This is a genomic window from Pseudomonas sp. MC6 (genome assembly GCF_054790575.1).
Window position 1 is genome coordinate 4,547,050 of record NZ_CP186504.1, and the last position, 26,132, is coordinate 4,573,181.

At 61.0% G+C, this 26,132-nt stretch carries 28 protein-coding genes and 1 pseudogene; 25 read left to right on the forward strand and 4 right to left on the reverse strand.

Annotated elements, in window-relative coordinates; all coding sequences use genetic code 11:
• Nucleotides 1-16 precede the first annotated feature (16 nt).
• Entirely contained in the window at nucleotides 17-1,480 is a 1,464-nt protein-coding gene (gene selO, locus ACOYXE_RS20255) for a protein adenylyltransferase SelO (RefSeq protein ID WP_405122448.1), read from the forward strand.
• 7 nt (nucleotides 1,481-1,487) lie between these two features.
• Here selO and ACOYXE_RS20260 read toward each other — a convergent pair whose 3' ends face one another.
• Together ACOYXE_RS20260 and ACOYXE_RS20265 are read right to left on the reverse strand one after the other, a co-directional pair.
• On the reverse strand, nucleotides 1,488-1,889 hold the full coding sequence (locus tag ACOYXE_RS20260; RefSeq protein ID WP_460926504.1) for a helix-turn-helix domain-containing protein: 402 nt from the start codon (nucleotides 1,887-1,889) through the stop codon (nucleotides 1,488-1,490).
• Nucleotides 1,886-2,182, reverse strand: a complete 297-nt coding sequence (locus ACOYXE_RS20265; protein WP_460926505.1) for a type II toxin-antitoxin system HigB family toxin — start codon at nucleotides 2,180-2,182, stop codon at nucleotides 1,886-1,888. The genes ACOYXE_RS20260 and ACOYXE_RS20265 overlap by 4 nt, the downstream gene beginning before the upstream one ends.
• Nucleotides 2,183-2,376: 194 nt before the next feature.
• Here ACOYXE_RS20265 and trxC point away from each other — a divergent pair.
• A pseudogene (trxC, locus tag ACOYXE_RS20270) lies at nucleotides 2,377-2,812 on the forward strand (thioredoxin TrxC).
• 127 nt (nucleotides 2,813-2,939) lie between these two features.
• Here the strand turns inward: trxC and ACOYXE_RS20275 are convergent.
• Entirely contained in the window at nucleotides 2,940-3,710 is a 771-nt protein-coding gene (locus ACOYXE_RS20275; protein WP_038360142.1) for a ParA family protein, read from the reverse strand.
• Nucleotides 3,711-4,066: 356 nt separating this feature from the next.
• On the opposite strand from ACOYXE_RS20275, the gene ACOYXE_RS20280 reads away from it, so the two are divergent.
• The 22 genes from ACOYXE_RS20280 (at nucleotide 4,067) to ACOYXE_RS20385 (ending at nucleotide 23,652) form a co-directional block, all read left to right on the forward strand.
• Nucleotides 4,067-4,792 (forward strand): beta-ketoacyl synthase chain length factor, encoded by a 726-nt coding sequence (locus tag ACOYXE_RS20280; protein ID WP_160055172.1) that lies wholly within the window; start codon nucleotides 4,067-4,069, stop codon nucleotides 4,790-4,792.
• Nucleotides 4,768-5,577: a lysophospholipid acyltransferase family protein gene (locus tag ACOYXE_RS20285; protein WP_134175903.1), complete on the forward strand. Its 810-nt coding sequence runs from the start codon at nucleotides 4,768-4,770 to the stop codon at nucleotides 5,575-5,577. The genes ACOYXE_RS20280 and ACOYXE_RS20285 overlap by 25 nt, the downstream gene beginning before the upstream one ends.
• The gene (locus ACOYXE_RS20290) at nucleotides 5,558-5,818 is read left to right on the forward strand and encodes a phosphopantetheine-binding protein (protein WP_016983882.1); all 261 of its coding nucleotides are present in this window, start codon (nucleotides 5,558-5,560) and stop codon (nucleotides 5,816-5,818) included. The genes ACOYXE_RS20285 and ACOYXE_RS20290 overlap by 20 nt, the downstream gene beginning before the upstream one ends.
• 9 nt (nucleotides 5,819-5,827) lie before the next feature.
• On the forward strand, nucleotides 5,828-6,082 hold the full coding sequence (locus ACOYXE_RS20295; RefSeq protein ID WP_007909503.1) for an acyl carrier protein: 255 nt from the start codon (nucleotides 5,828-5,830) through the stop codon (nucleotides 6,080-6,082).
• On the forward strand, nucleotides 6,079-6,624 hold the full coding sequence (locus tag ACOYXE_RS20300) for a COG4648 family protein (RefSeq protein ID WP_160055169.1): 546 nt from the start codon (nucleotides 6,079-6,081) through the stop codon (nucleotides 6,622-6,624). Before ACOYXE_RS20295 ends, ACOYXE_RS20300 begins: the two co-directional genes overlap by 4 nt.
• A complete protein-coding gene (locus ACOYXE_RS20305; RefSeq protein WP_460926506.1) occupies nucleotides 6,621-8,300 on the forward strand; it encodes an AMP-binding protein in 1,680 nt (559 codons plus the stop codon). The genes ACOYXE_RS20300 and ACOYXE_RS20305 overlap by 4 nt, the downstream gene beginning before the upstream one ends.
• A 77-nt stretch (nucleotides 8,301-8,377) precedes the next feature.
• Nucleotides 8,378-9,112 (forward strand): glycosyltransferase family 2 protein, encoded by a 735-nt coding sequence (locus ACOYXE_RS20310; RefSeq protein ID WP_160055163.1) that lies wholly within the window; start codon nucleotides 8,378-8,380, stop codon nucleotides 9,110-9,112.
• A complete protein-coding gene (locus tag ACOYXE_RS20315) occupies nucleotides 9,109-10,056 on the forward strand; it encodes an LpxL/LpxP family acyltransferase (protein WP_150794116.1) in 948 nt (315 codons plus the stop codon). Before ACOYXE_RS20310 ends, ACOYXE_RS20315 begins: the two co-directional genes overlap by 4 nt.
• Entirely contained in the window at nucleotides 10,037-11,581 is a 1,545-nt protein-coding gene (locus ACOYXE_RS20320; RefSeq protein WP_077570462.1) for an HAL/PAL/TAL family ammonia-lyase, read from the forward strand. The genes ACOYXE_RS20315 and ACOYXE_RS20320 overlap by 20 nt, the downstream gene beginning before the upstream one ends.
• Nucleotides 11,574-11,999: an acyl-CoA thioesterase gene (locus ACOYXE_RS20325; protein WP_160055157.1), complete on the forward strand. Its 426-nt coding sequence runs from the start codon at nucleotides 11,574-11,576 to the stop codon at nucleotides 11,997-11,999. The genes ACOYXE_RS20320 and ACOYXE_RS20325 overlap by 8 nt, the downstream gene beginning before the upstream one ends.
• Complete coding sequence (locus ACOYXE_RS20330; protein ID WP_405122454.1) at nucleotides 11,996-12,598, forward strand: outer membrane lipoprotein carrier protein LolA; 603 nt, start codon at nucleotides 11,996-11,998, stop codon at nucleotides 12,596-12,598. Before ACOYXE_RS20325 ends, ACOYXE_RS20330 begins: the two co-directional genes overlap by 4 nt.
• A complete protein-coding gene (locus ACOYXE_RS20335; RefSeq protein WP_460926507.1) occupies nucleotides 12,582-14,921 on the forward strand; it encodes an MMPL family transporter in 2,340 nt (779 codons plus the stop codon). The genes ACOYXE_RS20330 and ACOYXE_RS20335 overlap by 17 nt, the downstream gene beginning before the upstream one ends.
• On the forward strand, nucleotides 14,918-16,081 hold the full coding sequence (locus tag ACOYXE_RS20340; RefSeq protein ID WP_460926509.1) for a cation:proton antiporter: 1,164 nt from the start codon (nucleotides 14,918-14,920) through the stop codon (nucleotides 16,079-16,081). Before ACOYXE_RS20335 ends, ACOYXE_RS20340 begins: the two co-directional genes overlap by 4 nt.
• A complete protein-coding gene (locus ACOYXE_RS20345; protein WP_160055145.1) occupies nucleotides 16,068-17,315 on the forward strand; it encodes an NAD(P)/FAD-dependent oxidoreductase in 1,248 nt (415 codons plus the stop codon). The genes ACOYXE_RS20340 and ACOYXE_RS20345 overlap by 14 nt, the downstream gene beginning before the upstream one ends.
• On the forward strand, nucleotides 17,312-18,037 hold the full coding sequence (locus tag ACOYXE_RS20350) for a class I SAM-dependent methyltransferase (RefSeq protein ID WP_160055142.1): 726 nt from the start codon (nucleotides 17,312-17,314) through the stop codon (nucleotides 18,035-18,037). Before ACOYXE_RS20345 ends, ACOYXE_RS20350 begins: the two co-directional genes overlap by 4 nt.
• Nucleotides 18,038-18,177: 140 nt before the next feature.
• Nucleotides 18,178-18,633, forward strand: coding sequence for a hypothetical protein (locus ACOYXE_RS20355; RefSeq protein ID WP_405122458.1), 456 nt, complete (start codon nucleotides 18,178-18,180; stop codon nucleotides 18,631-18,633).
• The gene (locus ACOYXE_RS20360) at nucleotides 18,630-19,826 is read left to right on the forward strand and encodes a beta-ketoacyl-[acyl-carrier-protein] synthase family protein (RefSeq protein ID WP_160055136.1); all 1,197 of its coding nucleotides are present in this window, start codon (nucleotides 18,630-18,632) and stop codon (nucleotides 19,824-19,826) included. Before ACOYXE_RS20355 ends, ACOYXE_RS20360 begins: the two co-directional genes overlap by 4 nt.
• Nucleotides 19,823-20,287 carry a hotdog family protein gene (locus tag ACOYXE_RS20365; RefSeq protein WP_160055133.1) on the forward strand — a complete coding sequence of 155 codons (465 nt, stop codon included), beginning with the start codon at nucleotides 19,823-19,825 and terminating at the stop codon, nucleotides 20,285-20,287. Before ACOYXE_RS20360 ends, ACOYXE_RS20365 begins: the two co-directional genes overlap by 4 nt.
• A complete protein-coding gene (gene fabG, locus ACOYXE_RS20370) occupies nucleotides 20,280-21,008 on the forward strand; it encodes a 3-oxoacyl-ACP reductase FabG (RefSeq protein ID WP_160055131.1) in 729 nt (242 codons plus the stop codon). The genes ACOYXE_RS20365 and fabG overlap by 8 nt, the downstream gene beginning before the upstream one ends.
• Nucleotides 21,008-22,234: a beta-ketoacyl-ACP synthase gene (locus ACOYXE_RS20375; RefSeq protein WP_160055129.1), complete on the forward strand. Its 1,227-nt coding sequence runs from the start codon at nucleotides 21,008-21,010 to the stop codon at nucleotides 22,232-22,234. The genes fabG and ACOYXE_RS20375 overlap by 1 nt, the downstream gene beginning before the upstream one ends.
• Nucleotides 22,235-22,259: 25 nt before the next feature.
• Nucleotides 22,260-23,063: a hypothetical protein gene (locus tag ACOYXE_RS20380; protein WP_160055126.1), complete on the forward strand. Its 804-nt coding sequence runs from the start codon at nucleotides 22,260-22,262 to the stop codon at nucleotides 23,061-23,063.
• A 151-nt stretch (nucleotides 23,064-23,214) separates the two neighbouring features.
• On the forward strand, nucleotides 23,215-23,652 hold the full coding sequence (locus ACOYXE_RS20385) for an excinuclease (protein WP_116029238.1): 438 nt from the start codon (nucleotides 23,215-23,217) through the stop codon (nucleotides 23,650-23,652).
• Between the two features lie 86 nt (nucleotides 23,653-23,738).
• Here the strand turns inward: ACOYXE_RS20385 and ACOYXE_RS20390 are convergent, their stop codons facing one another.
• Nucleotides 23,739-24,635, reverse strand: coding sequence for a LysR family transcriptional regulator (locus ACOYXE_RS20390; RefSeq protein WP_116255738.1), 897 nt, complete (start codon nucleotides 24,633-24,635; stop codon nucleotides 23,739-23,741).
• 118 nt (nucleotides 24,636-24,753) lie between these two features.
• On the opposite strand from ACOYXE_RS20390, the gene ACOYXE_RS20395 reads away from it, so the two are divergent.
• Nucleotides 24,754-26,028, forward strand: a complete 1,275-nt coding sequence (locus tag ACOYXE_RS20395) for an MFS transporter (RefSeq protein ID WP_160055123.1) — start codon at nucleotides 24,754-24,756, stop codon at nucleotides 26,026-26,028.
• The last annotated feature ends 104 nt before the right edge of the window (nucleotides 26,029-26,132 follow it).

Genomic DNA, 26,132 nt, shown 5'->3' on the forward strand with positions numbered 1-26,132 from the left:
CTGCTGGAGCCGGCCCTTGAAAGCCCTCGACGAACTGACCTTCGATAATCGCTTCGCCCGCCTGGGCGATGCGTTCTCCGCCCATGTGCTGCCCGAGCCGATCGACCATCCGCGCCTGGTCGTCGCGAGCCCGGCGGCGCTGGCCCTGCTTGATCTCGACCCGGCGACCGCCGAAACCCAAGAGTTTGCTGAACTGTTCGGCGGCCACAAGCTGTGGGCCGATGCCGAACCACGGGCGATGGTCTACTCCGGGCATCAGTTCGGTGGCTACACGCCGCAACTTGGTGACGGTCGGGGCTTGCTGCTCGGCGAGGTCTACAACACTGCCGGCGAGCATTGGGACTTGCACCTCAAGGGCGCCGGGCAGACGCCGTTTTCGCGTATGGGTGATGGCCGTGCGGTGCTGCGTTCGTCGATCCGTGAATTCCTTGCTTCCGAAGCGTTGTACGCGTTGAACATTCCTTCGTCGCGCGCGGCTTGTGTGATCGGCTCCGACACCCCGGTCTGGCGTGAAAAGCAGGAACGCGCAGCGATGGTGCTGCGTCTGGCGCCGAGCCACATCCGCTTCGGCCACTTCGAATACTTCTATTACACCAAGCGTCCCGAGCAGCAAAAGCAGCTGGGCGAACACGTATTGGCGATGCACTTTCCCGAATGTCTGGAACAGCCGGAACCGTATCTGGCGATGTTCCGCGAAATCGTCGAACGCAACGCCGAACTGATTGCCAAGTGGCAGGCCTATGGCTTCTGTCACGGCGTGATGAACACCGACAACATGTCGATCCTTGGCATCACCTTCGACTTCGGCCCGTTTGCCTTCCTCGATGATTTCGACACCAACTTCATCTGCAACCACTCCGATGATCAGGGCCGCTACTCGTTCAGCAATCAGGTGCCGGTTGGCCAGTGGAACCTCAGTGCATTGGCTCAAGCGTTGACGCCGTTCATCAGTGTTGAAGCCCTGCGCGAAACCCTCGGCTTGTATTTGCCATTGTTCCAGGCGCACTACCTCGACCTGATGCGCCGCCGCCTCGGCTTCACTACCGCTGAAGACGAAGACCAGAAGCTGCTGGAAGACCTACTGCAACTGATGCAGAACAGCGGCGTCGACTACACGCTGTTCTTCCGCCGACTCGGTGAAGAGTCGGCCGAACAGGCCGTCGCCCGGTTGCGTGATGACTTCGTCAACATCAAGGGTTTTGATGCCTGGGGTGAACGCTACGTCGCCCGGGTTGCCCGCGATGGCGATGCTGATCAAACGCAGCGCCAAGCGCGGATGCATGCGGTCAATCCGCTATACATCCTGCGCAATTACCTGGCGCAAAAAGCCATCGATGCGGCTGAGCAAGGGGATTACTCAGAAGTACGCCGGCTGCACGCGGTGCTGAGCAAACCGTTTGAAGAGCAGCCGGGGATGGACGGTTATGCCGAGCGGCCGCCGGAGTGGGGCAAGCATTTGGAGATCAGTTGTTCGTCTTGAACCAGCATCAGGTAAACACATCGATTGGCACATTGAAGCGCTCTGCCAACCAACGAATCTGGCGCAAGTTAAGCTTGCGCTTGCCGTTCAAAATCTCCGAAACAACCGACTGAGCACCAACACCCGGCAAGTCGCTCTGAGTCAGGCCGTGCTCACGCATCATGTAACCGAGAACCTCTTCGCCACTTGCCTGGGCCATGGGGTGATGGGTGTGATCCCATTCTTCGATCCAGTCACCGATGATGTCGACCAAGCTCATCAACGGGTGCGACTCATCATCGCCGGTAATTTCCAGCAGTTCGTCGACTGCCAATACCAAAGCATCGTAGTCGTCTTCGTTTTTCGGTTTCCGAACCACTGGAGAGACAAATTCCCAGTGCTCGACAACCGTTTTAATCAAAACATTCATACCCTACCCTCCTTCCATTTACCGCGGTCATATTCGCGGTGATCCATCACATGCTTTATGTAGAGTCTCTGAGAGCGATAACTGACAAAAGCAATCAGTCTCAATTTATTGTCACCGATATCGAAGACATGAAACTCGCCAACCTTGTCGGTCGCAGGAAATATCGATTTCATCGCTGAAAAATCCTTTGGATAAATTCTGCTCGCCAAACGAAACCACTGCGCCAGAGCACTTGCTGCTTGTGGCCATTGCTCCTTGGCCTGTCGAATGGTTTTTTCACTGAACACATGCATGCAACATCCTTATCGCATTCTGCTATGGGGAGTTAATCACAAACCAAAAATATCGCAAGTTGCGATAACACTAGGCAGACCAATGGATTGGCCTGCTGCGTCTTCAGCCTAGGCACAACGCGAGAGCCTGCACGATTGAAATATGAGCAAACGTCTCCAACTAGGTGTTATCAGCTCAATTCCGGATTTCGCTCATGACCACCCCACTCCTCATCCCCTGCCCCTCCTGCAACGGCCTCAACCGCATCCCTGCCGAGCGCCTCGCGGATCAGCCCAAGTGCGGACGCTGCAAATCCGCCGTGCTGCGGAACAAACCCTTCGAACTCAAGCAAGGCGATTACGCCAGCCAGATCAAGGGGGATTTTACCGCTGTTGGTTGATGTCTGGGCGCAGTGGTGTGGGCCGTGCAAGTCATTTGCGCCGGTGTTCGAGCAAGCGGCGGCGCAGTTGGCGGGCAAGTGCCGCTTGGCCAAGCTTGATAGTGAAGCGAATCAGCAGTTGTCGGCGCAGTTGGGGATTCGCTCGATTCCGAGTCTGATTCTTTTCAAGAACGGAAAGGAAGTGGCGCGGCAGAGTGGCGCGTTGCCGTTGCCGCAATTGATGGCGTGGCTGCGTAGCCAAGGGATCTGACACACCGCCAAACAATGTAGGAGTGAGCCTGCTCGCGATAGCGTCCTGTCAGCCAACACTTGAGTGACTGAAAGGAAGCTATCGCGAGCAGGCTCACTCCTACAGGGGATCTGCGTAGCTCAGGAGATCAGTGATCTTCGAGCAAGTTGTGCAGTTCGACGAATTGCTGGGTCAGCTTATGGCGCGGGTCGAGGTGGATCAGCGGCATGCTGGCCTGGTGCGATTCGCGCATGCGCACCGAACTGGTCAGATACACCGGCAGAACCGGCAAGCCTTCGGCAATCAACTCATCAAGAATCTGCTGTGGCAGGCTCGCCCGGGCCTGGAACTGGTTGACTACGATGCCTTCGACTTCCAGTCCTTCGTTATGGTCATCTTTCAGCTCTTCGATTTCCGCGATCAGGCCGTACAAGGCCTGACGGGAGAAACTGTCGCAATCGAAGGGAATCAGCACACGATCAGCGGCAATCAGCGCCGAAACCGCATAGAAATTCAGCGCTGGCGGCGTATCGAGGTAGATGCGGTCGTAATCTTCAGACAACTCATCGAGCAACTTACGCAGCTTGTTGATCTTGTGCTTGGCCTCAAGTTTGGGTTGCAAATCGGCCAGCTCGGCCGTCGCGGTGATGATGTGCAGGTTGTCGAACGGCGTTTCGTAAATATCCGCCTGATTCTTCTTCGAGAACGGCCCCGAGGACAGCGTCTGCTTGAAGAAGTCGGCAATGCCCATCGGGATGTCGTTGCCAGTCAGCCCGGTCAGATATTGAGTGGAGTTGGCCTGGGCATCAAGGTCCACCAACAGCGTGCGATAACCCTCGCTGGCGCTGACCGCCGCCAGATTGCAGGCAATGCTGGACTTGCCTACGCCACCTTTCTGATTGAACACCACGCGCCGCATGACCAAACCTCCGTGTATCAAAGAATGACCGAGTGTAGATGCGCTCGACCTCGCTTCGCTACCTTCACGGACACGGACTACAAAGTCAGGTGCAAATATCCGCGGACAGATAGGGCAATCGCCGCCATTGATCGCCGAGATGCCCGACAGACAAGCCGCTCACGATCTGGATAATGGCCAAGTGACAGTTTTCTTGCGAACCACTCGGTACATTTCGTTGCGCAAAATGTAACCAGCATTTGCTACACACCCGTCGCACCGGGATAATGCGCGCCACCCGGCGCCATGCGCCACGTCAAGCCTGCTGCGGCTCTGGCCACTCAACGCGTCAACGAATGCCCGCAGGGGCGGGATGAATGTCCGTGATCAACTTCAACATCGCCCAATGGCGCGCGTGGGCTCCCGGGCTCGACAGCGTGGACGCCTGGCAGGCCTGGAGCCGACAACCGGTGGTACTCCAGAGCAGCGATGCCGCGCCCGATGTGTCGTTTTTGCCGGCCATGCAACGCCGCCGCCTCAGCCGACTGGCACGCATGGCGTTCAGCGTTGGCTGGCCCCTCGCCGACGGACGGGAGGATCTGCCGCTGGTGTTCGTTTCGCGTCACGGCGAAACCCCGCGTACCTACGAGATCCTCACCGATCTGGCCAACGAACAGCCCCTGTCGCCGACGCAGTTCAGCTTGTCGGTGCACAATGCGATTATCGGCCTGTGGTCGATCATGCGCGGCGAGACCAGCGAAATGACCGCCCTCGCCGCTGCCGGCGACGGCCTCGAACACGGCATGCTCGAAGCCGCAGCCCTGCTCAATGAGGGCGCCCCGGCGGTGCTGCTGGTGATCACAGAAGAACAACCGCCCGAAGCGTATTCAGCGTGGATCGACGACGTGCCGTTTCCGTACGCGCTCGGCCTTTTGCTCACCCCCGGTACCGACTGGCGGCTGACCCTGAACAGCACCACAGAAACACGGTCAAAAGCGCACTGGCCCCACGCGCTCACTCTGCTGCGAACCCTGCTTGGCCAGCAACCCCTTTGCCAACATGCCTGGAAAAATCGTGTATGGACCTGGCAACGCAACCCGTGACCGAAAAAAACCGCGACGCCTATTACTGGCGCCTGCTGGCTACCGCCGCAAGCTTCGCCCTGTTCGGGCTGGGGGGACTGTGCCTGCGCGTACTGGTGTTTCCGTTACTCGGATGCCTGCCGGGTGATGCGCTGAAACATCGGCAGCGCGCGCGGCAGACCGTCAGTCGGCTGTTCTGGTTTTTCGTGCGCTTCATGGCCCGTACCGGCGTGTTGACGTATGACATTCAAGGGGCCGAACGTCTTGGCCGTCCCGGGCAGATGATCATCGCCAACCACCCGTCGTTGATCGACGTAGTGTTCCTGATCGGACTGGTGCGCCAAGCCAATTGCGTGGTCAAGAAAACCCTGTGGGAAAACCCCTTCACCCGTGGCCCGCTGCGCAGCACCGAATACATCAGTAACGACGGCAGCATGGACATGCTCGATGCCGCTGCCCAGTCCCTGCAAAACGGCCAGACCCTGATCATCTTTCCGGAAGGCACGCGCACCCAGCCAGGTCAGGCGCCGGCCTTTCATCGCGGGGCGGCAGCGATTGCCCTGCGCGGTGCGAAAATAGTCACGCCGGTGATCATCAAGGTCAACCCGACCACGCTGACCAAAGCCGAACCCTGGTATCGGATCCCCAGCCGCCGCGTGCACTTCAGTTTTCGCGTCGGGGCCGATATAGACCCACAGACTTTCGCCGCGCAAGGGCCAGCCCCGCAAGCCTCGCGCAAGCTCAACGATTATTTGCACACCTACTTTATTAAGGAGCTCGCCGAAGATGAGCGATCTGAATCGTGATATCAAACTACTGATCATCGATGCTCTCGGCCTCGAAGACATCAGTGTCGACGACATCGGCGACGAGCAGACGCTGTTCGGCGAAGGCCTGGGCCTGGATTCCGTCGACGCGCTGGAACTGGGTCTGGCGATCCAGAAAAAATACGGCATCAAGATCGACGCCGACGCCAAAGACACCCGTAACCATTTCACCAACGTGGCCAGCCTTGCGGCATTCGTCACGGCAAAACAGGCAGCTTGAGACCGGACCATGCAAACTCGTGACGATATTTTCAACACCCTGCGCGATGCCTTGGTCGAGCTGTTCGAACTGGATCCGGCCCGTGTGAGCCTGGAGTCCAACCTGTATCAGGATCTGGAAATCGACAGCATCGATGCGGTCGATCTGATCGATCACATCAAGCGCCAGACCGGCAAGAAAATCGCCGCCGAAGAGTTCAAATCGGTGCGCACTGTCGGTGACGTGGTCGAGGCGGTCTACCGCCTGGTTCAACCGGCCGCATGAGCCGACTGATCGGCCTCGGCCTGCTGCTGGCCGGTCTGCTGTACCCCTTTGCGGTGTATTTCGGCATGGAGCACTTTGCTCCATGGCAGTTCGGCCTGCTGCTGGGCAGCCTGTGGCTGGCGCGGGCGCTGACCGGCGAGCGCAAGCCCGGCAGCCTGTGGATGGCCTGTGTGGCGATCGTCTTCTGCCTGTTGCTGGCGCTGTTCGACAGTCCGCTGTTGCTGCGCTGGTACCCGGTGCTGATCAGCGGCTTCATGCTGGTGCTGTTCAGCCTTAGCCTGAAATACGGCCCGCCGATGGTCGAGCGGCTGGCGCGCTTGCGTGAACCAGAGCTGCCGGACATCGCGATCCACTATACGCGCAAGGTCACGGTGGCCTGGAGCGTGTTTTTCTTCTGCAACGGTTTGTGCGCCGCCCTGCTGACACTGTGGGCGCCGCTGAATTGGTGGATGTTGTACACCGGCCTGATCTCCTATGGATTGATCGGCCTGATGTTTGCCATTGAATGGCTGATACGACAACGGGTAAGAGGCCGTACATGAACTGGATAAAGCTTGAGCAGCTGTTGCTCAAGGCTGCGCCGGCGCGGGCTGTCAGCCACGCACCGGCCCTCGATCACGCGCAACTGTGCGAGCAGGCGCTGAGCGTTGCCGCCGGTCTGCAAGCGCAAGGCGTGAAGCGCCTGGCTGTGCACCTGGAAGATGCCGCAGAACTGGCCATCGCTTTGCTGGGCGCATGGCGTGCCGGCGTCAGTGTGCTGCTGCCCTCGGATCTGCAAGCACAAACCCGCCAGCGCTGGTCGGCTGAAGTCGATCAGTGGCTGACGGATCACGCCGATGACGCGCAGCTGAGCGACTTTCATCAGCCGCCGTTGCCCGGCGCCGAGCTGGATCTCGACCAGTGCCGTCTGAGCCTGTGCACGTCCGGCTCCAGCGGCGAGCCCAAGCGCATCGACAAAACCCTGCGCCAACTGGCCAATGAAGTCGAAGCGCTGGAGCAACTGTGGGGCGCCGATCTCGGTGAGGCCTGCATCATCGGCAGCGTCGCCACCCAGCATATTTACGGTTTGCTGTTTCGCGTGCTGTGGCCGCTGTGTGCCGGGCGCCCGTTTGCGCGTAAACAACTGGCGTTTCCCGAAGACTTGCAGCGTGCCAGCCGCGAACATCCGGCCTTCGCCTGGATTGCCAGTCCGGCGCTGCTCAAACGCATGGGCGACAACCTTGACTGGCCGGCCCTGAGCGCCGTGCGCCGGGTGTTTTCCTCCGGCGGCGCGTTGCCCTTTGAAGCCGCGCAGAGTCTGCAACAACGCTTGCAACAATGGCCGACGGAAATCCTCGGTAGCTCGGAAACCGGTGGCATTGCCTGGCGTCAGGGCGAACAACTGTGGCAACCGTTTGCCGGTGTTGAATTGAGCCAAGACAGCGAAGGCGCCCTGCTGATCGCTTCACCTTACCTGCCCGCCGGGCACGTCGAACACACCGCTGACGCTGCGCGCATCGCCGCCGATGGCCGCTTCGAACTGCTCGGGCGGCTGGACCGGATCGTCAAACTGGAAGAAAAACGCATCTCTCTGCCCATGCTCGAACAAGCCTTGGTTGCCCACGAATGGGTCGCCGAAGCGCGCTTGGGCGTGGTCCAGGAAAACCGTGCTTCCCTCGGTGCGTTGCTGGTGCTTAGCGAGGATGGCCTGTTTGCCTTGCGTGAGCACGGCCGTCGCAGCCTGACTGAAACCCTGCGCCAGCATTTGCGCCAACACTGCGAAGCCCTGGCCCTGCCCCGCCGCTGGCGACTGGTGCGGCAATTGCCGTTGAACAGCCAAGGCAAGCTGCCGCAGGCCGACGTTGAAGCGCTGTTGATGGCGCCGCGACCGAAATCGCCGGAAGTGCTGTCGCAGGTCGAGACCGAGGGTGAATGGAGTCTGCAACTGAGCGTGCCGCCGGATCTGGCTTATTTCAGTGGTCACTTTCCCAAAGCTCCAGTATTGCCCGGTGTGGTGCAGGTGGAATGGGCGCTGAACCTTGGGCGGCAGTTGCTGAATCTGACCGGCCCGTTTGCCGGGATGGAAGTGCTGAAGTTCCAGCAACTGGTGCGCCCCGGTGATGAAATCCAGTTGCACCTGCGCTTTGATCCTGAGCGCCGCAAATTGTATTTCGCTTACCGTAATGACACGGCAACCTGCTCCAGTGGGCGGATTCTTTTGGGTGTAGAGCATGATTGACCTTGGTGAGTGCTGCGCACTCAATCGCGAGCAGGCTCACTCCTACAGGGATCGCGGTTTTCCAATGGAGAACTGCTATGCATAACCCTTGCGCGGTGATCCCGGTTTATAACCACGAAACCGCGATCACCACGGTGGTCGACGCCCTGCTCGCGCAAGGCCTGCCGTGCATTCTGGTGGACGACGCCAGCACGCCATCCTGTGCCAGGGTTCTCGACGCACTGGCCGAGCGCGACAACGTGCATCTGGTGCGCCTGACCGCGAATCAGGGCAAGGGCGGTGCGGTGATGACCGGTTTGCGCGAAGCCTCACTATTGGGTTTCAGCCATGCGCTGCAGGTCGATGCCGACGGTCAGCACGACTTGCACGACGTGGCGCGTTTCGTCGAGGAATCCCGTGCCCATCCCGAGGCGATGATCTGCGGTTATCCGCTGTTCGACGAGAGTGTGCCGAAAGGCCGTTTGTACGCGCGCTACCTGACCCACGTGATGGTCTGGATCAACACGCTGTCACTGCAGATCCGCGATTCGATGTGCGGGTTTCGCGTCTATCCGCTGGCCCCGACGCTGGCGGTGATCGATTCGGCGAAAGTCGGCAAGCGCATGGATTTCGATTCGGACATTCTTGTACGCCTGTCGTGGCGCAATCAGCCGATGCGCTGGCTGCAAACCAGCGTGCACTACCCGCTGGACGGTGTGTCGCACTTCCGTCTGTTCCACGACAACGCACTGATTTCCAGCATGCACACACGGCTGTTTCTTGGCATGTTGCTGCGCTTCCCGGTGATCCTCTGGCGGCGGTGGCGAACATGACCAGCGAGACCGACAAGAAGCACTGGGCCGACCGCGAAGAACGCGGCAGTTTCCTGCTGATGAAATTCACCGCGTTCGCCGCCAAGGTCCTTGGTCGACGCCTGCTCAGCCCGTTGCTCTACGGCATCGTCCTGTACTTTTTCCTGTTCGGCCGCACCGCACGGCGCAGTGCCTGGCAATACCAGCAGCGCCTGGCCGCATGGAGCCAGCGCGACGCGTTGCGCCCGACGCATTGGCGAGTGTTCGGCCAGTTCATGGCCTTCGCCGATTCCATGCTCGACAAGCTCGACGTATGGAATGGCAAGCTCCGTATCGAACAGATCGAAATCATCGACCCGGCGCTGCTGCGCAACCAGTTGCGCGGCAGTCGCGGGCAACTGCTGGTCGGCGCTCACCTGGGCAATCTCGAAGTCTGTCGCGCACTGGCGGAGATCGGCGAAAAGGTCACTATGAACGTGCTGGTGCACACCAAACACGCCGAGCAATTCAACCGCCTGCTCGGTGAAGCCGGGGCGACCAATCTGCGCCTGATTCAGGTCAGCGAGCTCGACCCGGTGATCATGCTGCAACTGCACGAACGGCTGGAGCGCGGCGAGTGGCTGGCGATTGCCGGCGACCGCGTGCCGCTGCACGGCGGGCGCAGTGTCACCGTAGACTTTCTCGGCCACCCGGCGCCGTTCCCGCAAGGCCCGTGGCTGCTCGCCGGTTTGCTGAAATGCCCGGTCAATCTGCTGATGTGCCTCAAGCAGCCGGACGGTCACTATCGCCTGACCCTCGAGCCCTTCGCCGATGCCGTGGTATGGAAGCGCAGTGAGCGCGAGCAGGTCATTCATCAGTGGGCCACCCGCTATGCGCAGCGCCTGAGTCACTATTGCCTCGAAGCGCCGCAACAATGGTTCAACTTTTACCCTTTCTGGAAGACCGATGACGACGCCAACCCATGAGCCGGTAACCTTCGGCGAACGCCCATTGCGCATCGAAGACGTGCTGGCCCTGGCCAATCGTCAGGCGCCCGTGCAGTTGCAGAGCGACGCCGACTACCGCGAGCGCATCGCCAAAGGCGCGCGGTTCCTTGATTCGCTGCTGGACAAGGAAGGCGTGATCTACGGCGTCACCACCGGTTACGGCGATTCCTGCGTGGTCGCGGTGCCGTTGCATCACGTCGAAGCGTTGCCGCGTCATCTCTACACCTTCCACGGTTGCGGGTTGGGCAAGCTGCTTGATGCGCAAGCCACTCGCGCGGTGCTCGCGGCACGTTTGCAGTCGTTGTGCCACGGCGTTTCCGGGGTACGCGTGGAACTGCTGGAGCGTCTGCACGCGTTTCTCGAATACGACATCCTGCCGCTGATTCCTGAAGAAGGCTCGGTGGGCGCCAGCGGCGATCTGACGCCGTTGTCTTACGTCGCCGCAACACTGTCCGGCGAGCGTGAAGTGATGTTCCGTGGCGAACGCCGTCAGGCGGCCGACGTGCATCGCGAACTGGGCTGGACGCCTTTGGTGCTGCGCCCGAAAGAAGCCTTGGCGCTGATGAACGGCACTGCGGTGATGACCGGCCTCGCCTGCCTGGCTTTCGCCCGCGCCGACTATCTGCTGCAACTGGCCACGCGCATCACCGCGCTCAATGTGGTCGCGCTGCAAGGCAACCCGGAGCACTTCGACGAACGCCTGTTCGCCGCCAAACCGCATCCGGGGCAAATGCAGGTCGCCGCGTGGCTGCGCAAGGATCTGGCGATCGACGCACCGACCGCGCCACTGCATCGATTGCAGGATCGCTATTCGCTGCGTTGCGCCCCGCATGTGCTTGGCGTGTTGGCCGACAGCCTGAACTGGCTGCGTTCGTTCATCGAAACCGAACTGAACAGCGCCAATGACAACCCGATCATCGACGCCGAAGCCGAGCGCGTGTTGCACGGCGGGCACTTCTACGGCGGCCATATCGCGTTCGCCATGGACAGCCTGAAAAACCTCGTGGCCAACGTTGCTGACCTGCTCGATCGGCAGCTCGCCTTGCTGGTGGATGAGCGCTACAACCACGGTCTGCCGAGCAACCTCTCCGGCGCCCCGGCGGATCGCGCGATGATCAACCATGGCTTCAAAGCCGTGCAGATCGGCACCAGCGCCTGGACCGCCGAAGCATTGAAAAACACCATGCCGGCCAGCGTGTTCTCGCGCTCCACCGAGTGCCACAACCAGGACAAAGTGAGCATGGGCACCATCGCCGCCCGCGATGCGATCCGTGTGCTGGAACTGACCGAACAGGTCGCCGCCGCGACATTGCTCGCCGCCAACCAAGGCGTGTGGCTGCGTGCTCAAGCGGAGGATGCCCGACCGCTGCCACCGTCACTGGCGGCAATGCACGAAGAACTCGCCAAGGACTTCCCGCCAGTTATCGAAGACCGCGCACTGGAAGGCGAATTGCGCCTCTGCCTGCAACGCATCGCCGCGCAACACTGGAGGCTGCATGCGTAGCGCCGGAGTGCTTCACGCCGACACCGAAATCCTCGTGCCGTTTTTCGACGTCGACACCATGCACGTCGTCTGGCACGGCCATTACGTCAAGTATCTGGAAGTCGCGCGTTGCGCACTGCTGGACAAGATCGGCCACAACTACACGCAGATGCTCGAGTCGGGTTACGCCTGGCCGATCATCGACCTGCAATTGCGCTACGTGCGCGGTGCAGTGTTCGGTCAACGCCTGAACGTACGCGCCAGTCTGGTCGAGTGGGAAAACCGGCTGAAGATCAATTACCTGATCACCGACCTGCACAGCGGCGAACGCCTGACCCGCGCCAGCTCGGTGCAGGTCGCCGTTGAGGTGAGCAGTCGCGAGATGCAGCTGGCTTCGCCGAGGGTCTTCACCAATGCCGTGGAAAGGATGCTGCGATGAATGTATTTGTTAAAAGCCTGAGCGTGTTGGCGCTGCTGACGCTGTCGGCGCTGGCCAACGCCTTCGATCTGCAACAGCTCAGCGAACAACTGGCGAAACCGGACGTGATCCACGGCCAGTTCATCCAGGAAAAACACCTGCGTGCATTACCGCAGCCGCTGATCAGCAAGGGCCATTTCGTTCTGGCGAAAAACCACGGCCTGCTCTGGCTGCTGAAAACCCCGCTGCAGCAGGATTACCGCATCAGCGCCAAAGGCATCGCCCGCCGCGACGATAACGGCTGGCAATTGCTGCCGAACAAGAGCGCAGGGGCTGAACAGAACCGCTTGTTCCTCGCCGTGCTGCAAGGCGACAGCAGTGGCCTGCAACGCGACTTCGAACTGGCCCTGAGCGGTGATGCACAACAGTGGAAACTCACCCTGACGCCGCGCTCGCTGCTGCTCAAGCAAGTGTTCAACCAGATCAACATCGACGGCGGCGCGCTGGTGCAGACCATCGAACTGCTGGAAACCCAAGGCGACAGCACTGTGCTACGCATGCAGGACAGCATCGCCAGTCAACCGTTGAGCGACGCGGAGCAACATGACTTTGCCGAGTGAACGCAGGCTGCCCTGGCTGTTTCTGATCCTGCTGCTGGCCGTCGTCGCGCTGGCCGGTTGGCAGTGGCGTGACGGTGCGCCGCTGTCGGCGAATTTGATGGAGCTGGTACCCGGCACTGACCCTGACGCTCTCGAACTGCGCGCCGAACAACGCATGCAGGAACCGCTCAACCGCGAAATGCTGGTTCTGGTCGGCCACACCGATCGCCAGCAAGCCGTCACCATGGCGCAGACCCTGGGTGAGCAATGGCAAGCCAGCGGGTTGTTCGAAAAAGTGCAGTGGAACCTGCAAGCGGATCTGCCGGCCCTGCGCACGCAACTGCTGCAAGGGCGGCTGGCGATGCTCTCGGCGGATGACCGGCAACTGCTGATCGAACACCCCGACGCCTTCATTCAGCAACGCGTGCAGGCCCTGTTCGATCCGTTCAGTGGTTTCAGTCTGGTGCCAAGTCAGGACGACTGGCTGGGCCTGACCGGGCGCATTCAGAACAGCCAGCCGCAGCACGGTTCGGTGCAACTGGACATCGGCAGCGGCGCGTTGATTGCCGATGCCGACGGCAAGAGCTGGGTGCTGCTGCGAGCGCGCACCACCGGCAACGCCTTCGACATGAACTTGCCGCTGCAAGTCGCCGCACTGCTGCAACACAGTCGCGAGCAGGCCGCGAAATCCGATGTGCAACTGCTCGCCGCCAGCGGCTTGCTGTACGCGGCCAACGGTCAGCAGCAAGCGACTCGTGAAATGACCTGGGTTGGCGGCGGCGCCACTGTCGGCATTCTGTTGCTGCTGTTGCTCGCTTTCCGTCGCTGGCGCGTGTTGCTGGCATTTGTGCCAGTGCTGGTCGGCATGTTGTTCGGTGCGGTGGCGTGTGTGGCGCTGTTTGGCCATATGCATGTGATGACACTGGTGCTAGGTTCCAGCCTGATCGGCGTGGCCGTGGATTATCCGCTGCATTATCTCTCGAAGAGCTGGAGCCTGAAGCCGTGGCGCAGTTGGCCAGCCTTGCGCTTGACCTTGTCGGGGCTGACCCTGAGCCTGATCACCAGCGCCATCGGTTATCTGGCGCTGGCATGGACGCCGTTCCCGGCGCTGACGCAAATCGCCGTGTTCTCTGCCGCAGGATTGCTCGGTGCGTATTTGTCGGCCGTCTGCCTGCTGCCAGCGCTACTGAGCAACGTCGAACTGCGGCCCGCACAATGGCCGTTGCATCTGGCCCAGCGCCTGGTCAATCTGCGCGAAAAACTTCTCGAACGCGTGCGCACACCGGTGTTGCTGGCGCTGCTGATCGCCTTCTGCGTGGGCGGTCTGGTTCAGTTGCAAAGCAAGAATGACATCCGCCAATGGGTCGGCGCTCCGCAACATCTGACCGACGAAGCGCAGGCCATCGCGCGCATCACCGGCTATCAGCCCACCAGCCAGTTCTTCCTCGTGCGCGCCGACAATCAGCAGCAATTGCTCGAACGGCAGGCCGCACTGAGCGAGCGTCTGCAGCAACTGGTCAACCTCGACAAGCTGCAAGGCTATCTGGCCCTCGATCAACTGGTCAGCCCACCGAACCAGCAAGAACAGGTGCGCGAGGCGTTGAACAAACTGCCGCAATACTGGCAGCCATTGCTCGACCTCGGTGTACCGCTCGCCGCCCTGCAAGCAGAACTGCAACAGCTGCAGACCGTGCCCGCTGAAGACATCGGCGCGGCATTGGCCGGTCCACTTGGCGAGCCTTATCGCATGCTTTGGCTCGGCCCGAGCGAAGACGGCGTGGCGGCGATGACCAGCCTGCAAGGTTTTAACAACCCGGCGCTGCTGCGCGTGCAAGCGCTGGACTTGCCGGGGGTAATGCTGGTCAATCGCCTCGGTGAGTTGAACGAGGTTTTCGCCGCGACGCAGATCAGCGCCGCTGAACTGAAACTCGCTTCCTGCGCGTTGATCGTGCTGGTGCTGATGTTGCCGTTCGGTCTCGGCGGTGCGCTGCGCATCGTCGCCCTGCCGTTGCTCGCCGCGCTGTGCAGCCTCGCCAGTCTTGGCTGGCTTGGTCAGCCACTGACCCTGTTCAGCCTGTTCGGCCTGCTGCTGGTGACCGCAATCAGCGTCGACTACGCGATTCTCATGCGTGAACAAGTCGGTGGCGCAGCGGTGAGCCTGCTCGGCACCTTGCTGGCCGCTGTGACGACGTGGCTATCGTTTGGTTTGCTGGCGGTTTCCAGCACGCCGGCGGTGAGCAATTTCGGCCTGTCGGTGAGCCTCGGTCTGGCCTTCAGCTTCATGCTGGCGCCGTGGGCCGGACGCCACGAACACACCGCGACAGTCGCGGAGCCAGCGGCATGATGATTGTCGTTTTCTGGCTGCAGGCCATGGCCTTGTTCGCCGTGGCCACTCGTGTTGGCCGCCACTTTGGCCTGATTCCGATTGTCAGTCAGTTGCTCCTGGCCAGCTTCGGCTTGCCGCTGCTGATGTACTTCTGGATCGAACCGGGCTGGCAGCTCAGCGGCGCCGAACTGATCGCTCCAGACTGGCTGAAAAACCTCTACAGCCTGAGCTTTGCCCTGCTGCTCGGGCATATCCTCAGTGATGTGATTGATCTGAAACTCGATCGGCAGAGCGTGAAAATCGCCGTGCCGAGTTTTGCCGTGCCGTTCACTTGCGGCTTGGCGGCGGCTTACTGGCTACTGCCAACGCAACCGTGGCTCAACTCGCTGGCCTTAGGGCTAGTATTCGCGATCACTGCGATCCCGGTGCTGTACCTGTATCTGCGACACATCGATTACCCGCCCGCCGCCACCCGGCGTCTGGTGCAAACCGCGATCCTCATTGATCTGACCTGCTGGACGCTGTTCGACCTCGCCCAGGGCAGTCTGCATCTGAGCAGTCTGTTGCTGCCGCTGGGTTTCGCCTGTGTGCCACTGCTATTAAATCTGTTGCGTGTGCGTCGGCCGCTGACTTACAGCCTCGGTTTCTTTGCGCTGCTGGTGATGGCCGAGCATTACAAACTCAACGCGTTGATCTTCGGTATCGGCTACCTGCTGTGCATGGCCGCGCTGAAAGTGCCGCTGGTGCTACCGTTCCCGGCGCGCTGGATGAGCCGTTTGCAGACGTGGCTGGCAATCCCGCTGATCCTCACGTTCGGCATCGTCCAGATCGACGTGCACAGCGCCCTCGCCAGCCTCGGCGTGGTGCAATGGGCGGCGCTGCTGCTGTTGCCGATTGCCAGTAAACTGCTCGGCAACTGGCTCGGTCTCGGCTGGGCCGGCGCTTCGTTCGAAGGCGCCAGCCGCTGGCGCGAAAGCGTGCTGCTGAACATTCGTGGCCTCAGCGAAATCGTCTTTCTCAATCTGCTCTTGCAACAACAGCTCATCACCCCGGCGCTGTACTTCGCGCTGATGCTGATGGGCCTGATCGCGACGCTGCTACCGGCCCTGATCGGCCTGCATCGCGCGCCTTTGAATCTGCAACATCCTCTGCCCCGGAGTTCACGTGCCAATCGTTGAAATGGAATCCCGTCAGGTCGTGATCATCGGCGCCGGCCCTTCAGGCGCCATCGCCGCCGCGCTGCTCAAGCGCAAGGGCCACGATGTGCTGGTGCTCGAGCGCCAGCACTTCCCACGCTTTTCCATCGGCGAAAGCCTGCTCAGCCATTGCCTGGATTTCGTCGAAGAGGCCGGCATGCTCGACGCCGTCAATGCCGCCGGCTTCCAGCGCAAGACCGGCGCCGCATTCGCTTGGGGTGAGCGTTACAGCGCCTTCGATTTCAGCGAGACCTTTTCCGGCGGCAAACCGACCACGTTCCAGGTGCAGCGTGCCGACTTCGACAAACTGCTGGCTGATCAAGCGGCATTGCAGGGCTCGGAAATCCGCTACGGCGATGCCATCGTCAGCGTCGATTTCGAGCGGACGAAACCGCAGCTGGATGTGCGCCGCGAGGACGGCAGTGAGTACCGCGTCGAAGCGGATTTCGTCCTCGATGCCAGCGGCTACGGCCGCGTGTTGTCGCGACTGCTGGACCTGGAAGCACCGTCGAATTTCCCGGTGCGTCAGGCGGTGTTCACCCACGTCGAAGATCACATCGACAACCCGGCATTTGATCGCGAAAAAATTCTCGTCACCACTCATCCAGAGCACCGCGATATCTGGTTCTGGACGATCCCGTTCAGCAACGGCCGCTGCTCGGTGGGCGTTGTCGCGGCCGAGGAACACTTCAACGACCGCGACAGCGATCTGGATGCCTGCCTGCGCAGTTTCATTGCCGAGACGCCAAGTCTTGCCGGCGTATTGAACAACGCTGTCTGGGACACCCCGGCGCGCACGCTCGGCGGTTACGCCGCCAATGTGAAAACCCTGCACGGGCCTGGCTTTGCCTTGCTCGGTAACGCGGCGGAATTTCTCGACCCGGTGTTCTCCTCCGGTGTGACCATCGCCATGCGTTCGGCGAGCATGGCGGCAGCGGTTTTGCACCGTCAGTTGCAGGGCGAAACCGTCGACTGGCAAAGCGAATTCGCCGAACCGCTCAAGCGCGGCGTCGACACCTTTCGCTGCTACGTCGAGGGTTGGTACGCCGGCACCTTTCAGGACGTGATTTTCTATGAAGACAGCCAGGCGGAAATTCGCCGGATGATCTGCTCGATCCTCGCCGGGTACGCCTGGGACGAACGCAACCCGTTCGTCAGCGAAGCGCGCCGCCGCTTGAAGATGATTTCCGAACTCTGTGCAAAGGACGCCACATGAACTACTTGAGCGACAGCTACGTCGAGGAAACCCGCTTCGGTTTCTGGTTTCTGCGCAGCCACACCTGGCAGCACCATGTGTTGCGGGTGGCGATCAATGATTTACGCGGCTTGTTCAGTGAAACGCTGCCGGAACATCCGGTGTTGCTGGATGCCGGTTGTGGTCAGGGCAAGTCGTTCGGTCATCTGCGCCAGACCTTTGCGCCACAGCGTTTGATCGGCGTAGATGCTGACCCGCACAGCCTTGAATTGAGCGGCGCAGAAGCGACGCGTCTGGATCTGGACGTGGAACTGATCGGCAGCGATTGCGCGACACTCAATGTGGCAGACGCCAGCGTTGACCTGCTGTTCTGCCACCAGACTTTTCATCATCTGGTCGAGCAGGAAAAGGCCCTGGCCGAGTTTTATCGGGTGCTGAAACCGGGTGGCTATCTGCTGTTCGCCGAGTCCACCGAGGCATACATTGATACGTGGGTGATCCGCTGGCTGTTCCGCCATCCGATGCACGTGCAGAAGAGTGCAGCGCAGTATCTGCAGATGATTAGCGAGCAGGGTTTCGAATTTGGCGAGGGCAATGTTTCCTACCCGTATTTGTGGTGGAGCCGGTCGAAGGATTTTGGCTTGCTGGAACGGTTTGGGTTGCGCAAGCCGAAGCCGTTTGGTGAGCGCGAAGAGACGTTGGTGAACGTTGTCGCGCGCAAGCCGCTTGAAGGTGATCGTTGATGCGACACATAACCTGTGGGAGCGAGCCTGCTCGCGAAAGCGGTGTGTCAGCCAGCCTCTTTGTTGAATGTGCCGGCGTCTTCGCGAGCAGGCTCGCTCCCACAGTGTCCGCGGTGTGGCGACTTTTTGTGGTCGGCGTGATGCTTCTGTTGAGTGCCTGCGCCAGCCAGGCGCCGCTACCGGCGAGCAACCCGACTTTACCGCTGCCCTTGCAACTGCACATCGAACGCCAACAAGCCGAACAACGCCAGGACTGGCTGCTGGTGATCCAGCGCGAAGGCCCGGGCATTCGCTGGTCGATGATGGACCCGCTGGGCATTCCCCAAGCGCGGCAGCAACTGATCGACGGCCATTGGCAGGCCGATGGGCTGCTGCCGCCGAACCCCGAAGCCCGAGAGCTGTTTGCCGCGCTGTTGTTCGCCCTGACCCCGTCCGGCGAGCTGCTGCGCAATTACCCCGCCGCACTGCAGCAGGGCCAGCAACGCGCCCTGCCGGCGCGCTGGGACATCCGTTATGCACAACCGTTGAGCTTCGAATTGAACCTGCCTCAAGGCCCGCACTATCGCGTTTCTCCGCTGGGTGAACCGACGCCATGACCGCTTACCTGAATGCCCTCGGGGTGATTTGCGCCCTCGGTCGCGACAAGTCGGAAATCGCCCGCAACCTGTTCGCCGGCGACTGCTCGGGCATGCGCCGAGAGTCCGGCTGGGTGGCGGAGCGTGAGTTGCCGGTGGCCGCCGTCCACGGCGAACTGGCGCCGATCCCGGCAGAACTCGCCGATCAGCGCAGTCGCAATAATCAGCTGTTGCTGGAAGCGGCATTGCAGATTCGCGATGACATCGATCAAGCGATCCAGACCTTTGGCCGCGAGCGCATTGGCGTGGTGCTCGGCACCAGCACTTCGGGCATCGACGAGGCCAGCCGTGGTCTGGCGCACTACATTCGCGAACAGCAGTTCCCGGCAGAATACGATTATCGGCAACAGGAACTCGGCGCCCCGGCCAATTTTCTCGCCGACTGGCTGCAACTGAGCGGCCCGGCCTATGTGATTTCCACGGCGTGCACCTCCAGCGCCCGGGCACTGATGAGCGCTCAGCGTTTGCTCGATCTGGGCCTGTGCGACGTGGTGCTGTGTGGTGGCGTCGACAGCCTGTGCAAACTGACTCTCAACGGTTTCTCGTCACTCGAAGCGATGTCCGACGAGCGCTGCAATCCGTTCTCGGCCAACCGCAGCGGCATCAATATCGGCGAAGCGGCGGTGCTGTTCGTGATGAGCAAACAACAGGGCGACGGCCCGGCCATTGCCTTGCTCGGCGCCGGCGCCAGTTCCGACGCCCATCACATTTCCGCCCCTGAACCGACCGGGCGCGGCGCCCTGCAAGCGATGCAGAAGGCCTTGAACCGCGCGCTCCTGCAGGCAACGCAGATCAACTACCTGAACCTGCACGGCACCGCCACCCAGCACAACGACGCCATGGAAAGCCTGGCGGTTGCCATCCTGTTTCCCGAAGGCGTCGCCTGTTCCTCGACCAAACCGATGACCGGCCACACCCTCGGTGCGGCCGGTGCGCTGGAAGCAGCGTTCTGCTGGCTGAGCCTGAGCGCCGAAAACCCCGACCACGCCTTGCCGCCACACGTCTGGGATGCTCAGGCCGATCCCGCGTTGCCACTGCTGAACTGGGTGACCGCGAGCGAACGCCTGACGTCCATTGCACCCCGCTACCTGATGAGCAACTCGTTTGCCTTCGGCGGCAATAACGTCAGCCTGATTATCGGAGACGCCCCATGACGGCCTGGCCGCTCGCCGAACTGCTGCCCCATGCGGGCGACATGATTCTGATCGACAGCATCCTCAGCTTTGACGAGGAGCAGATCTTCACCCGCCTCACGGTCAAGCCCGAAGGCTTGTTCAGCCTGCCCGACGGCAGCCTGCCGGCGTGGGTCGGCGTCGAACTGATGGCACAGAGCGTCGCCGCGTTTGCCGGTTGCCACGCGCGACTCAAAGGCAATCCGGTGGAGCTGGGTTTCCTGCTCGGCACGCGCAGGTTCGAATGCAACGTCGAAGCCTTTCCCGCCGGTAGCGATCTGACCATTCATGGTCTGCGCTCGCTGGAAGACGACAACGGCATGGGCGTATTTGAATGTCATATACACGGCGCCGGCATTCACGCCAGCGCACGCCTGAACGTGTTCCGTCCGCCTCAGGTCACTCAATATCTGCAACAGACACAGGAGTCGAACCATGACTGAATCCGTACTGGTCACCGGCTCCAGCCGTGGCATCGGCCGCGCCATTGCCTTGCGTCTGGCGCAGGCCGGGCACGATATCGTCCTGCATTGCCGCAGCGGCATGGCCGAAGCACAAGCCGTTCAGGCTGAAGTCGAAGCGCTGGGCCGCAAGGCGCGGATCCTGCAATTCGACGTCGCCGACCGCGAGACCTGCAAAACCATTCTGGAAACCGACGTCGAAACCCATGGCGCCTATTACGGTGTTGTGTTGAATGCCGGCCTGACCCGTGACGGTGCGTTCCCAGCGCTGAGCGACGACGATTGGGACGTAGTTTTACGCACCAACCTCGACGGTTTCTACAACGTTCTGCACCCGGTGATGATGCCGATGATCCGCCGTCGCGCCGCGGGTCGCATTGTCTGCATCACCTCGGTGTCGGGGCTGATCGGCAACCGTGGCCAAGTCAACTACAGCGCCTCCAAGGCCGGGGTGATCGGCGCGGCAAAGGCGTTGGCGATCGAGCTGGGCAAGCGCAAAATCACGGTTAACTGCGTCGCGCCGGGCCTGATCGACACGGCGATGCTCGACGAAAACGTGCCGGTGGAAGAATTGATGAAAATGATCCCCGCACAACGCATGGGCACCCCGGAAGAGGTCGCCAGTGCGGTGAATTTCCTGATGTCGGCGGAAGCCTCGTACATCACCCGTCAGGTTCTGGCGGTCAACGGAGGCTTGTGCTGATGAAGCGCGTCGTCGTCACCGGCATGGCCGGCATTACCTCGCTGGGCAGCGACTGGCAGACCATCGCCGGCAACTTCGCGGCTAACCGCAGCGGCATTCGCCGGATGGACGAGTGGGATCGTTTCAGCGAACTCAACACGCGCCTGGCCGGGCCGATCGATGATTTTGCAGTGCCCGCGCACTGGACGCGCAAGCAATTGCGCAGCATGGGCCGAGTGTCGCGGCTGGCGGTCGGTGCGGCGGAAAAAGCCCTGGCGGACGCCGGTTTGCTCGGTGACGAGTCGATCAAGGACGGCCGCATGGGCGTCGCGTGCGGCTCGTCCACTGGCAGCACCGATGAGATCAAAGCGTTCGGCAACATGCTGCTCAACTCGGTCGCCGAAGGCCTAAACGCCAACTCCTACGTGCGGATGATGCCGCACACCACCGCCGCCAACATCAGCATCTTCTTTGGCCTCACCGGTCGTTTGATCCCGACGTCCAGCGCCTGCACCAGCGGCAGCCAAGGCATCGGTTACGCCTACGAGGCGATCAAGTTCGGCCGCCTGCCCTTGATGCTCGCCGGTGGCGCCGAAGAGCTGTGCCCGACCGAGGCCATGGTCTTCGATGCGCTCTACGCCACCAGCCTGAAAAACGATGCGCCACAGACCAGTCCACGCCCGTACGACAAGGGCCGCGATGGTCTGGTGATCGGTGAAGGTGGCGGCATGCTCGTGCTCGAAGAGCTGGAACACGCCCTCGCTCGCGGTGCGCACATCCACGCCGAGATCGTCGGCTTCGGCAGCAACGCCGACGGCCAGCACACCACGCGCCCGGAACAAGTGACCATGCGCCGCGCCATGGAACTGGCGCTGGAAGACGCCGGCCTCACGCCGGACGCCATCGGTTATGTAAATGGCCACGGCACGGCTACAGAACAGGGCGACATTGCCGAAACACTGGCGACCAGCAGTTTGTTTGGCGAACGCATGCCGATCAGCTCGCAGAAGAGCTTCCTCGGCCACACCCTCGGCGCCTGCGGCGCGCTGGAGTCGTGGTTCAGCATCGAGATGATGAATCGCGACCTGTACGTGCACACCTTCAACCTCGACGAGGTCGATCCGCACTGCGGCAAACTCGATTACCTGCGCGGTGAGTTCCGCCAGATGCATCACGACTACGTGATGAACAACAATTTCGCTTTTGGTGGCGTCAACACCTCGTTGATTTTCCGCCGCTGGCACTGACCGCAACACCTTTGGAGTGAAGGGAATGACTCAGTTTCACCGCATCGCCGCTCTGTTGGCACTGTTTTTTGTGCTCGGCGGCTGCACCAGCAAACCGGTTTACAACGCCAAGGAAGAGTTCTCGCCCAACCTCGGTTTCACCCAGCAACAGATGAGCCGCGCGATCGTCACTGCGCTCAACGACCGCCAGTGGGTCGTGCAATCGGTACGTCCGGGCATGATCAAAGCGGCGATCACCGTACGCGGTCGCCATCACGCCGAAGTCGATATTCCGTTCACGCCGACTTCGTTCGAAATCGACTACCGCAGCAGCTACGGCCTTGATGCCAAGGACGGCAAGATCCACGGCAACTACAACCGCTGGGTCAACCGCCTGCGCGACAACGTGCTCAAAGAGCTGTCGATCAACCCGGACATCGAGTTCGTCAACGACCTGGGCATCGTCAAACAAGGCGCCGACGAGCCGACCTACCTGAGCTTCCGTGAAGGCGTCAAACGCGCCACCGACGCCGGCCTGCTCGACGGCAGCGTGAAGTTCTACCTGGCTGGCGAAACCCTGCCCAAGCAAGTGCGCAAACTCGACACCGTGAGCAGCAGCCGCAAAACCAACGGCTCGAACAAATCCAACGAAGACGCCTGCTTCTGGGCCCTGCAATCGGCCCTGGCGACTCTGCAGAACGCCGCAAAAAAAGCCGACGCCAACGCGGTGATCAACATCGCCAGCGTCGACCAGCGTGATCTGTACAAGGACACTGAGAAATTCCAGTGCCGTGCCGGGCTGGTGGTGTCGAGCGTGGCGCTGCGCGGGGACTTGGCGCACGTGGATTGATGGGATTGCAGAAACGACAAAGGGCGCCATTCGGCGCCCTGCTCATTTCAGCTCTACACTCGTCCGGACAGGCCGTCGCACCGCGCCTGATGGAACGGCGAGCCTATCAGCCCTGCACTCGCGGTTCTCTTTCACCGTCAAGGAGATGACCATGCAAGTGAAAGCCCTGATCGCCGCTGCGCTTTTCGCGCTACTGCCCAGCGCCAGCCACGCCACCAACTTGATGTACATGCCCTTCGAAACCGTGCTGTCGGACGCGATTCGCGCCGGACGGCTGGATGGCAGTGTGAAGTTCTATCTGCTCGGCAATGGACCGCAGGGGACTCAGCAGTTATTGCGCAGCGGGGTGGTCAGTGATTTGAAGACCAATGGCTTCAACAAGAGTGACCACAACTCCTGCGAGTGGGTGTTGCAGTCGAATCTGATCAAGTTGCAGGCCGATGCCAAACGGGTCGGGGCGAATGCGGTGGTCAATATCGTCAGCTATTACGACCAGCATGTGCGCAAGGATTTGAATACGTATGAATGCCGGGCAGGGATTTTTGTCACGCGGGTGGCGTTGAAGGGGGATTTGGTGCGGTTGCCCTAACGGCAAGATCAAAAGATCGCAGCCTTCGGCAGCTCCTACAATGGAATTCGCGTTTCCCTGTAGGAGTTGCCGAAGGCTGCGATCTTTTAAGCGGACTCGACTTTGCGCGTGAGCAAATCTACGAACGCCTTGGCCATTGGCGATTTCTGATCCTTGCGCTGCACCAGCCACACCGCCGACACCGCTTCCGGATCGAGCAACGGTCGGTAGACCACGCCATCGATGCGCATCCGCTGATAGGACGCCGGCAGTACCGAAACCCCCAACCCCGCTGCGACCAGACCGATGATGGTCATCGCCTCCCCCGCCTCTTGGGCGAAGTGCGGGCTGAACCCGGCATCGCGCGCCAGGCTCAGCAATTGCGCATACAGCCCGCTGCCGTAGCTGCGCGGAAAGAACACGAACGGCTCCAGCGCCAGCGCCGAGAGGAACAAGCCCTCCTCCGATCCCTGGGCCAGTGGATGCTTGGAACCGAGCACGGCGACCAGCGGCTCACGCATCAACTCCACCACGCTGAGCGAATCCGGCAACCCAAGCGGGCGCATGATGCCGACCTCGATCGACTCATCCACCAGGCCCTCGGCGACTTGCGTGCTGCTCATCTCACGAAGGTTGAGGTGCACCGCCGGAAAACGCTGGCGAAAGGCAAAGATCGCTTGGGGAATGGTCGAGTTGAACGGTGCCGACGAGGTGAAACCAATCTTCAACTCGCCCAGTTCACCGAGTTGCGCACGTCGGGCGACGTCCGCTGCTTTATCAACCTGCGCCAGCACCAGCCGCGCCTCTTCGAGAAACAACCGCCCGGCCTCACTCAGCTCGACCCGACGATTGGTGCGCTCGAACAACCGCGCACCGACCTCCTGCTCCAGCGCCTGAATCTGCTGGCTCAGCGGCGGCTGCGAGATACCCAGCACTTGTGCGGCACGGCCAAAATGCAGCTCTTCGGCGACGGCGATGAAGTAGCGCAGATGACGCAATTCCATGGAAACCCCATTAGGTCGTTAAAGCTATCAAACAGGTCGAACAATATATTGGATAGAAACATTAGCCAGCTATATGATTTTTTCATTGCCTGCCTGGCCGTGCCCTCCGAGGTCTGAAGTGAAAACTGCTGTCGCGCCCCTAGCCCATGAAGTCCCGCCTGCTGCGGCGGACGATGTCGTCGCCGAGCTGCAAGAGATCTACATCGAAAAAGGCACGCCGATGTTCATGCGCACGGTGCTGGCGCTGTTCAGCGGCGGCTTCGCGACGTTTGCCCTGCTGTATTGCGTGCAGCCGATGATGCCGCTGCTGTCCCACGAGTATGGAATCAACGCGGCGCAGAGCAGCCTGATTCTCTCGGTGGCCACCGGCATGCTCGCCATCGGCCTGCTGATCACCGGGCCGATTTCTGATCGGGTCGGGCGCAAACCGGTGATGGTGACCGCGCTGTTCGCGGCAGCGCTGTGCACCATGGCCAGTGCAATGATGCCGAGCTGGGAAGGCGTGCTGATCATGCGTGCGCTGATCGGGCTGTCGCTGAGCGGGCTGGCGGCGGTAGCGATGACTTATCTGAGCGAAGAGATCCATCCGCAACACATTGGTCTGGCGATGGGTTTGTACATTGGCGGAAATGCGATTGGCGGGATGAGCGGACGTTTGATCACCGGCGTGTTGATCGACTTCGTCAGCTGGCACACGGCGATGCTGGTGATCGGTGGTCTGGCGATGATTGCCGCAGCGGTTTTCTGGAAGATCCTGCCCGAATCGCGCAACTTCCGCTCACGTTCGCTGCATCCGCGCAGCTTGCTTGACGGCTTCACCATGCACTTTCGCGATGCCGGTCTGCCGTTGCTGTTTCTGGAGGCATTCGTGTTGATGGGCGCGTTTGTCACGCTGTTCAACTACATCGGTTATCGCTTGCTGGCCGCGCCGTACAACCTTGATCAGGTGTTTGTTGGATTGTTGTCGGTGGTGTATCTGTCGGGGATCTACAGCTCGGCGAAGATTGGTTCGCTGGCGGACAAACTGGGGCGACGCAAAGTGCTGTGGGCGACCATTGCGCTGATGTTTGCGGGTCTTGCGTTGACAATGTTTACGCCGCTGCCGCTGGTGATTGTCGGCATGTTGATTTTCACCTTTGGCTTCTTTGGCGCGCACTCGGTGGCGAGCAGCTGGATCGGGCGGCGGGCGACCAAGGCCAAGGGTCAGGCGTCATCGTTGTACCTGTTCAGTTATTACGCCGGGTCGAGCATTGCCGGCACGGCGGGTGGGGTGTTCTGGCATTTGGGCGGGTGGAATGGCATAGGCCTGTTTATTGGTGCGCTGTTGCTGATCGCGCTGCTGGTCGCATTGAAGCTGGCGAAGTTGCCGCCGCTGCAGGGCGTCAAAGCCTGACACAGGACCCAGGTGGGAGCGAGCCTGCTCGCGAAGGCGTTTTGTCAGTTGATGCAAAGTTTGCTGATCCACCGCTTTCGCGAGCAGGCTCGCTCCCACAGTGG

Excerpts from the sequence above, each read along its gene's own strand:
- ACOYXE_RS20275 (WP_038360142.1), bottom strand. The coding sequence starts at position 3,710 with ATGCGGCGCGTGGTGTTCAATCAGAAAGGTGGCGTAGGCAAGTCCAGC.
- ACOYXE_RS20380 (WP_160055126.1), top strand. The coding sequence starts at position 22,260 with ATGACTCAGTTTCACCGCATCGCCGCTCTGTTGGCACTGTTTTTTGTG.
- ACOYXE_RS20335 (WP_460926507.1), top strand. The coding sequence starts at position 12,582 with ATGACTTTGCCGAGTGAACGCAGGCTGCCCTGGCTGTTTCTGATCCTG.
- ACOYXE_RS20325 (WP_160055157.1), top strand. The coding sequence starts at position 11,574 with ATGCGTAGCGCCGGAGTGCTTCACGCCGACACCGAAATCCTCGTGCCG.
- ACOYXE_RS20350 (WP_160055142.1), top strand. The coding sequence starts at position 17,312 with ATGAACTACTTGAGCGACAGCTACGTCGAGGAAACCCGCTTCGGTTTC.
- ACOYXE_RS20280 (WP_160055172.1), top strand. The coding sequence starts at position 4,067 with ATGTCCGTGATCAACTTCAACATCGCCCAATGGCGCGCGTGGGCTCCC.
- ACOYXE_RS20375 (WP_160055129.1), top strand. The coding sequence starts at position 21,008 with ATGAAGCGCGTCGTCGTCACCGGCATGGCCGGCATTACCTCGCTGGGC.
- ACOYXE_RS20360 (WP_160055136.1), top strand. The coding sequence starts at position 18,630 with ATGACCGCTTACCTGAATGCCCTCGGGGTGATTTGCGCCCTCGGTCGC.
- ACOYXE_RS20305 (WP_460926506.1), top strand. The coding sequence starts at position 6,621 with ATGAACTGGATAAAGCTTGAGCAGCTGTTGCTCAAGGCTGCGCCGGCG.
- ACOYXE_RS20385 (WP_116029238.1), top strand. The coding sequence starts at position 23,215 with ATGCAAGTGAAAGCCCTGATCGCCGCTGCGCTTTTCGCGCTACTGCCC.
- ACOYXE_RS20300 (WP_160055169.1), top strand. The coding sequence starts at position 6,079 with ATGAGCCGACTGATCGGCCTCGGCCTGCTGCTGGCCGGTCTGCTGTAC.
- fabG (WP_160055131.1), top strand. The coding sequence starts at position 20,280 with ATGACTGAATCCGTACTGGTCACCGGCTCCAGCCGTGGCATCGGCCGC.
- ACOYXE_RS20320 (WP_077570462.1), top strand. The coding sequence starts at position 10,037 with ATGACGACGCCAACCCATGAGCCGGTAACCTTCGGCGAACGCCCATTG.
- ACOYXE_RS20365 (WP_160055133.1), top strand. The coding sequence starts at position 19,823 with ATGACGGCCTGGCCGCTCGCCGAACTGCTGCCCCATGCGGGCGACATG.
- ACOYXE_RS20310 (WP_160055163.1), top strand. The coding sequence starts at position 8,378 with ATGCATAACCCTTGCGCGGTGATCCCGGTTTATAACCACGAAACCGCG.
- ACOYXE_RS20290 (WP_016983882.1), top strand. The coding sequence starts at position 5,558 with ATGAGCGATCTGAATCGTGATATCAAACTACTGATCATCGATGCTCTC.
- ACOYXE_RS20390 (WP_116255738.1), bottom strand. The coding sequence starts at position 24,635 with ATGGAATTGCGTCATCTGCGCTACTTCATCGCCGTCGCCGAAGAGCTG.
- ACOYXE_RS20295 (WP_007909503.1), top strand. The coding sequence starts at position 5,828 with ATGCAAACTCGTGACGATATTTTCAACACCCTGCGCGATGCCTTGGTC.
- ACOYXE_RS20265 (WP_460926505.1), bottom strand. The coding sequence starts at position 2,182 with ATGCATGTGTTCAGTGAAAAAACCATTCGACAGGCCAAGGAGCAATGG.
- ACOYXE_RS20315 (WP_150794116.1), top strand. The coding sequence starts at position 9,109 with ATGACCAGCGAGACCGACAAGAAGCACTGGGCCGACCGCGAAGAACGC.
- ACOYXE_RS20285 (WP_134175903.1), top strand. The coding sequence starts at position 4,768 with ATGGACCTGGCAACGCAACCCGTGACCGAAAAAAACCGCGACGCCTAT.
- ACOYXE_RS20330 (WP_405122454.1), top strand. The coding sequence starts at position 11,996 with ATGAATGTATTTGTTAAAAGCCTGAGCGTGTTGGCGCTGCTGACGCTG.
- ACOYXE_RS20340 (WP_460926509.1), top strand. The coding sequence starts at position 14,918 with ATGATGATTGTCGTTTTCTGGCTGCAGGCCATGGCCTTGTTCGCCGTG.
- ACOYXE_RS20260 (WP_460926504.1), bottom strand. The coding sequence starts at position 1,889 with ATGAATGTTTTGATTAAAACGGTTGTCGAGCACTGGGAATTTGTCTCT.
- ACOYXE_RS20355 (WP_405122458.1), top strand. The coding sequence starts at position 18,178 with ATGCTTCTGTTGAGTGCCTGCGCCAGCCAGGCGCCGCTACCGGCGAGC.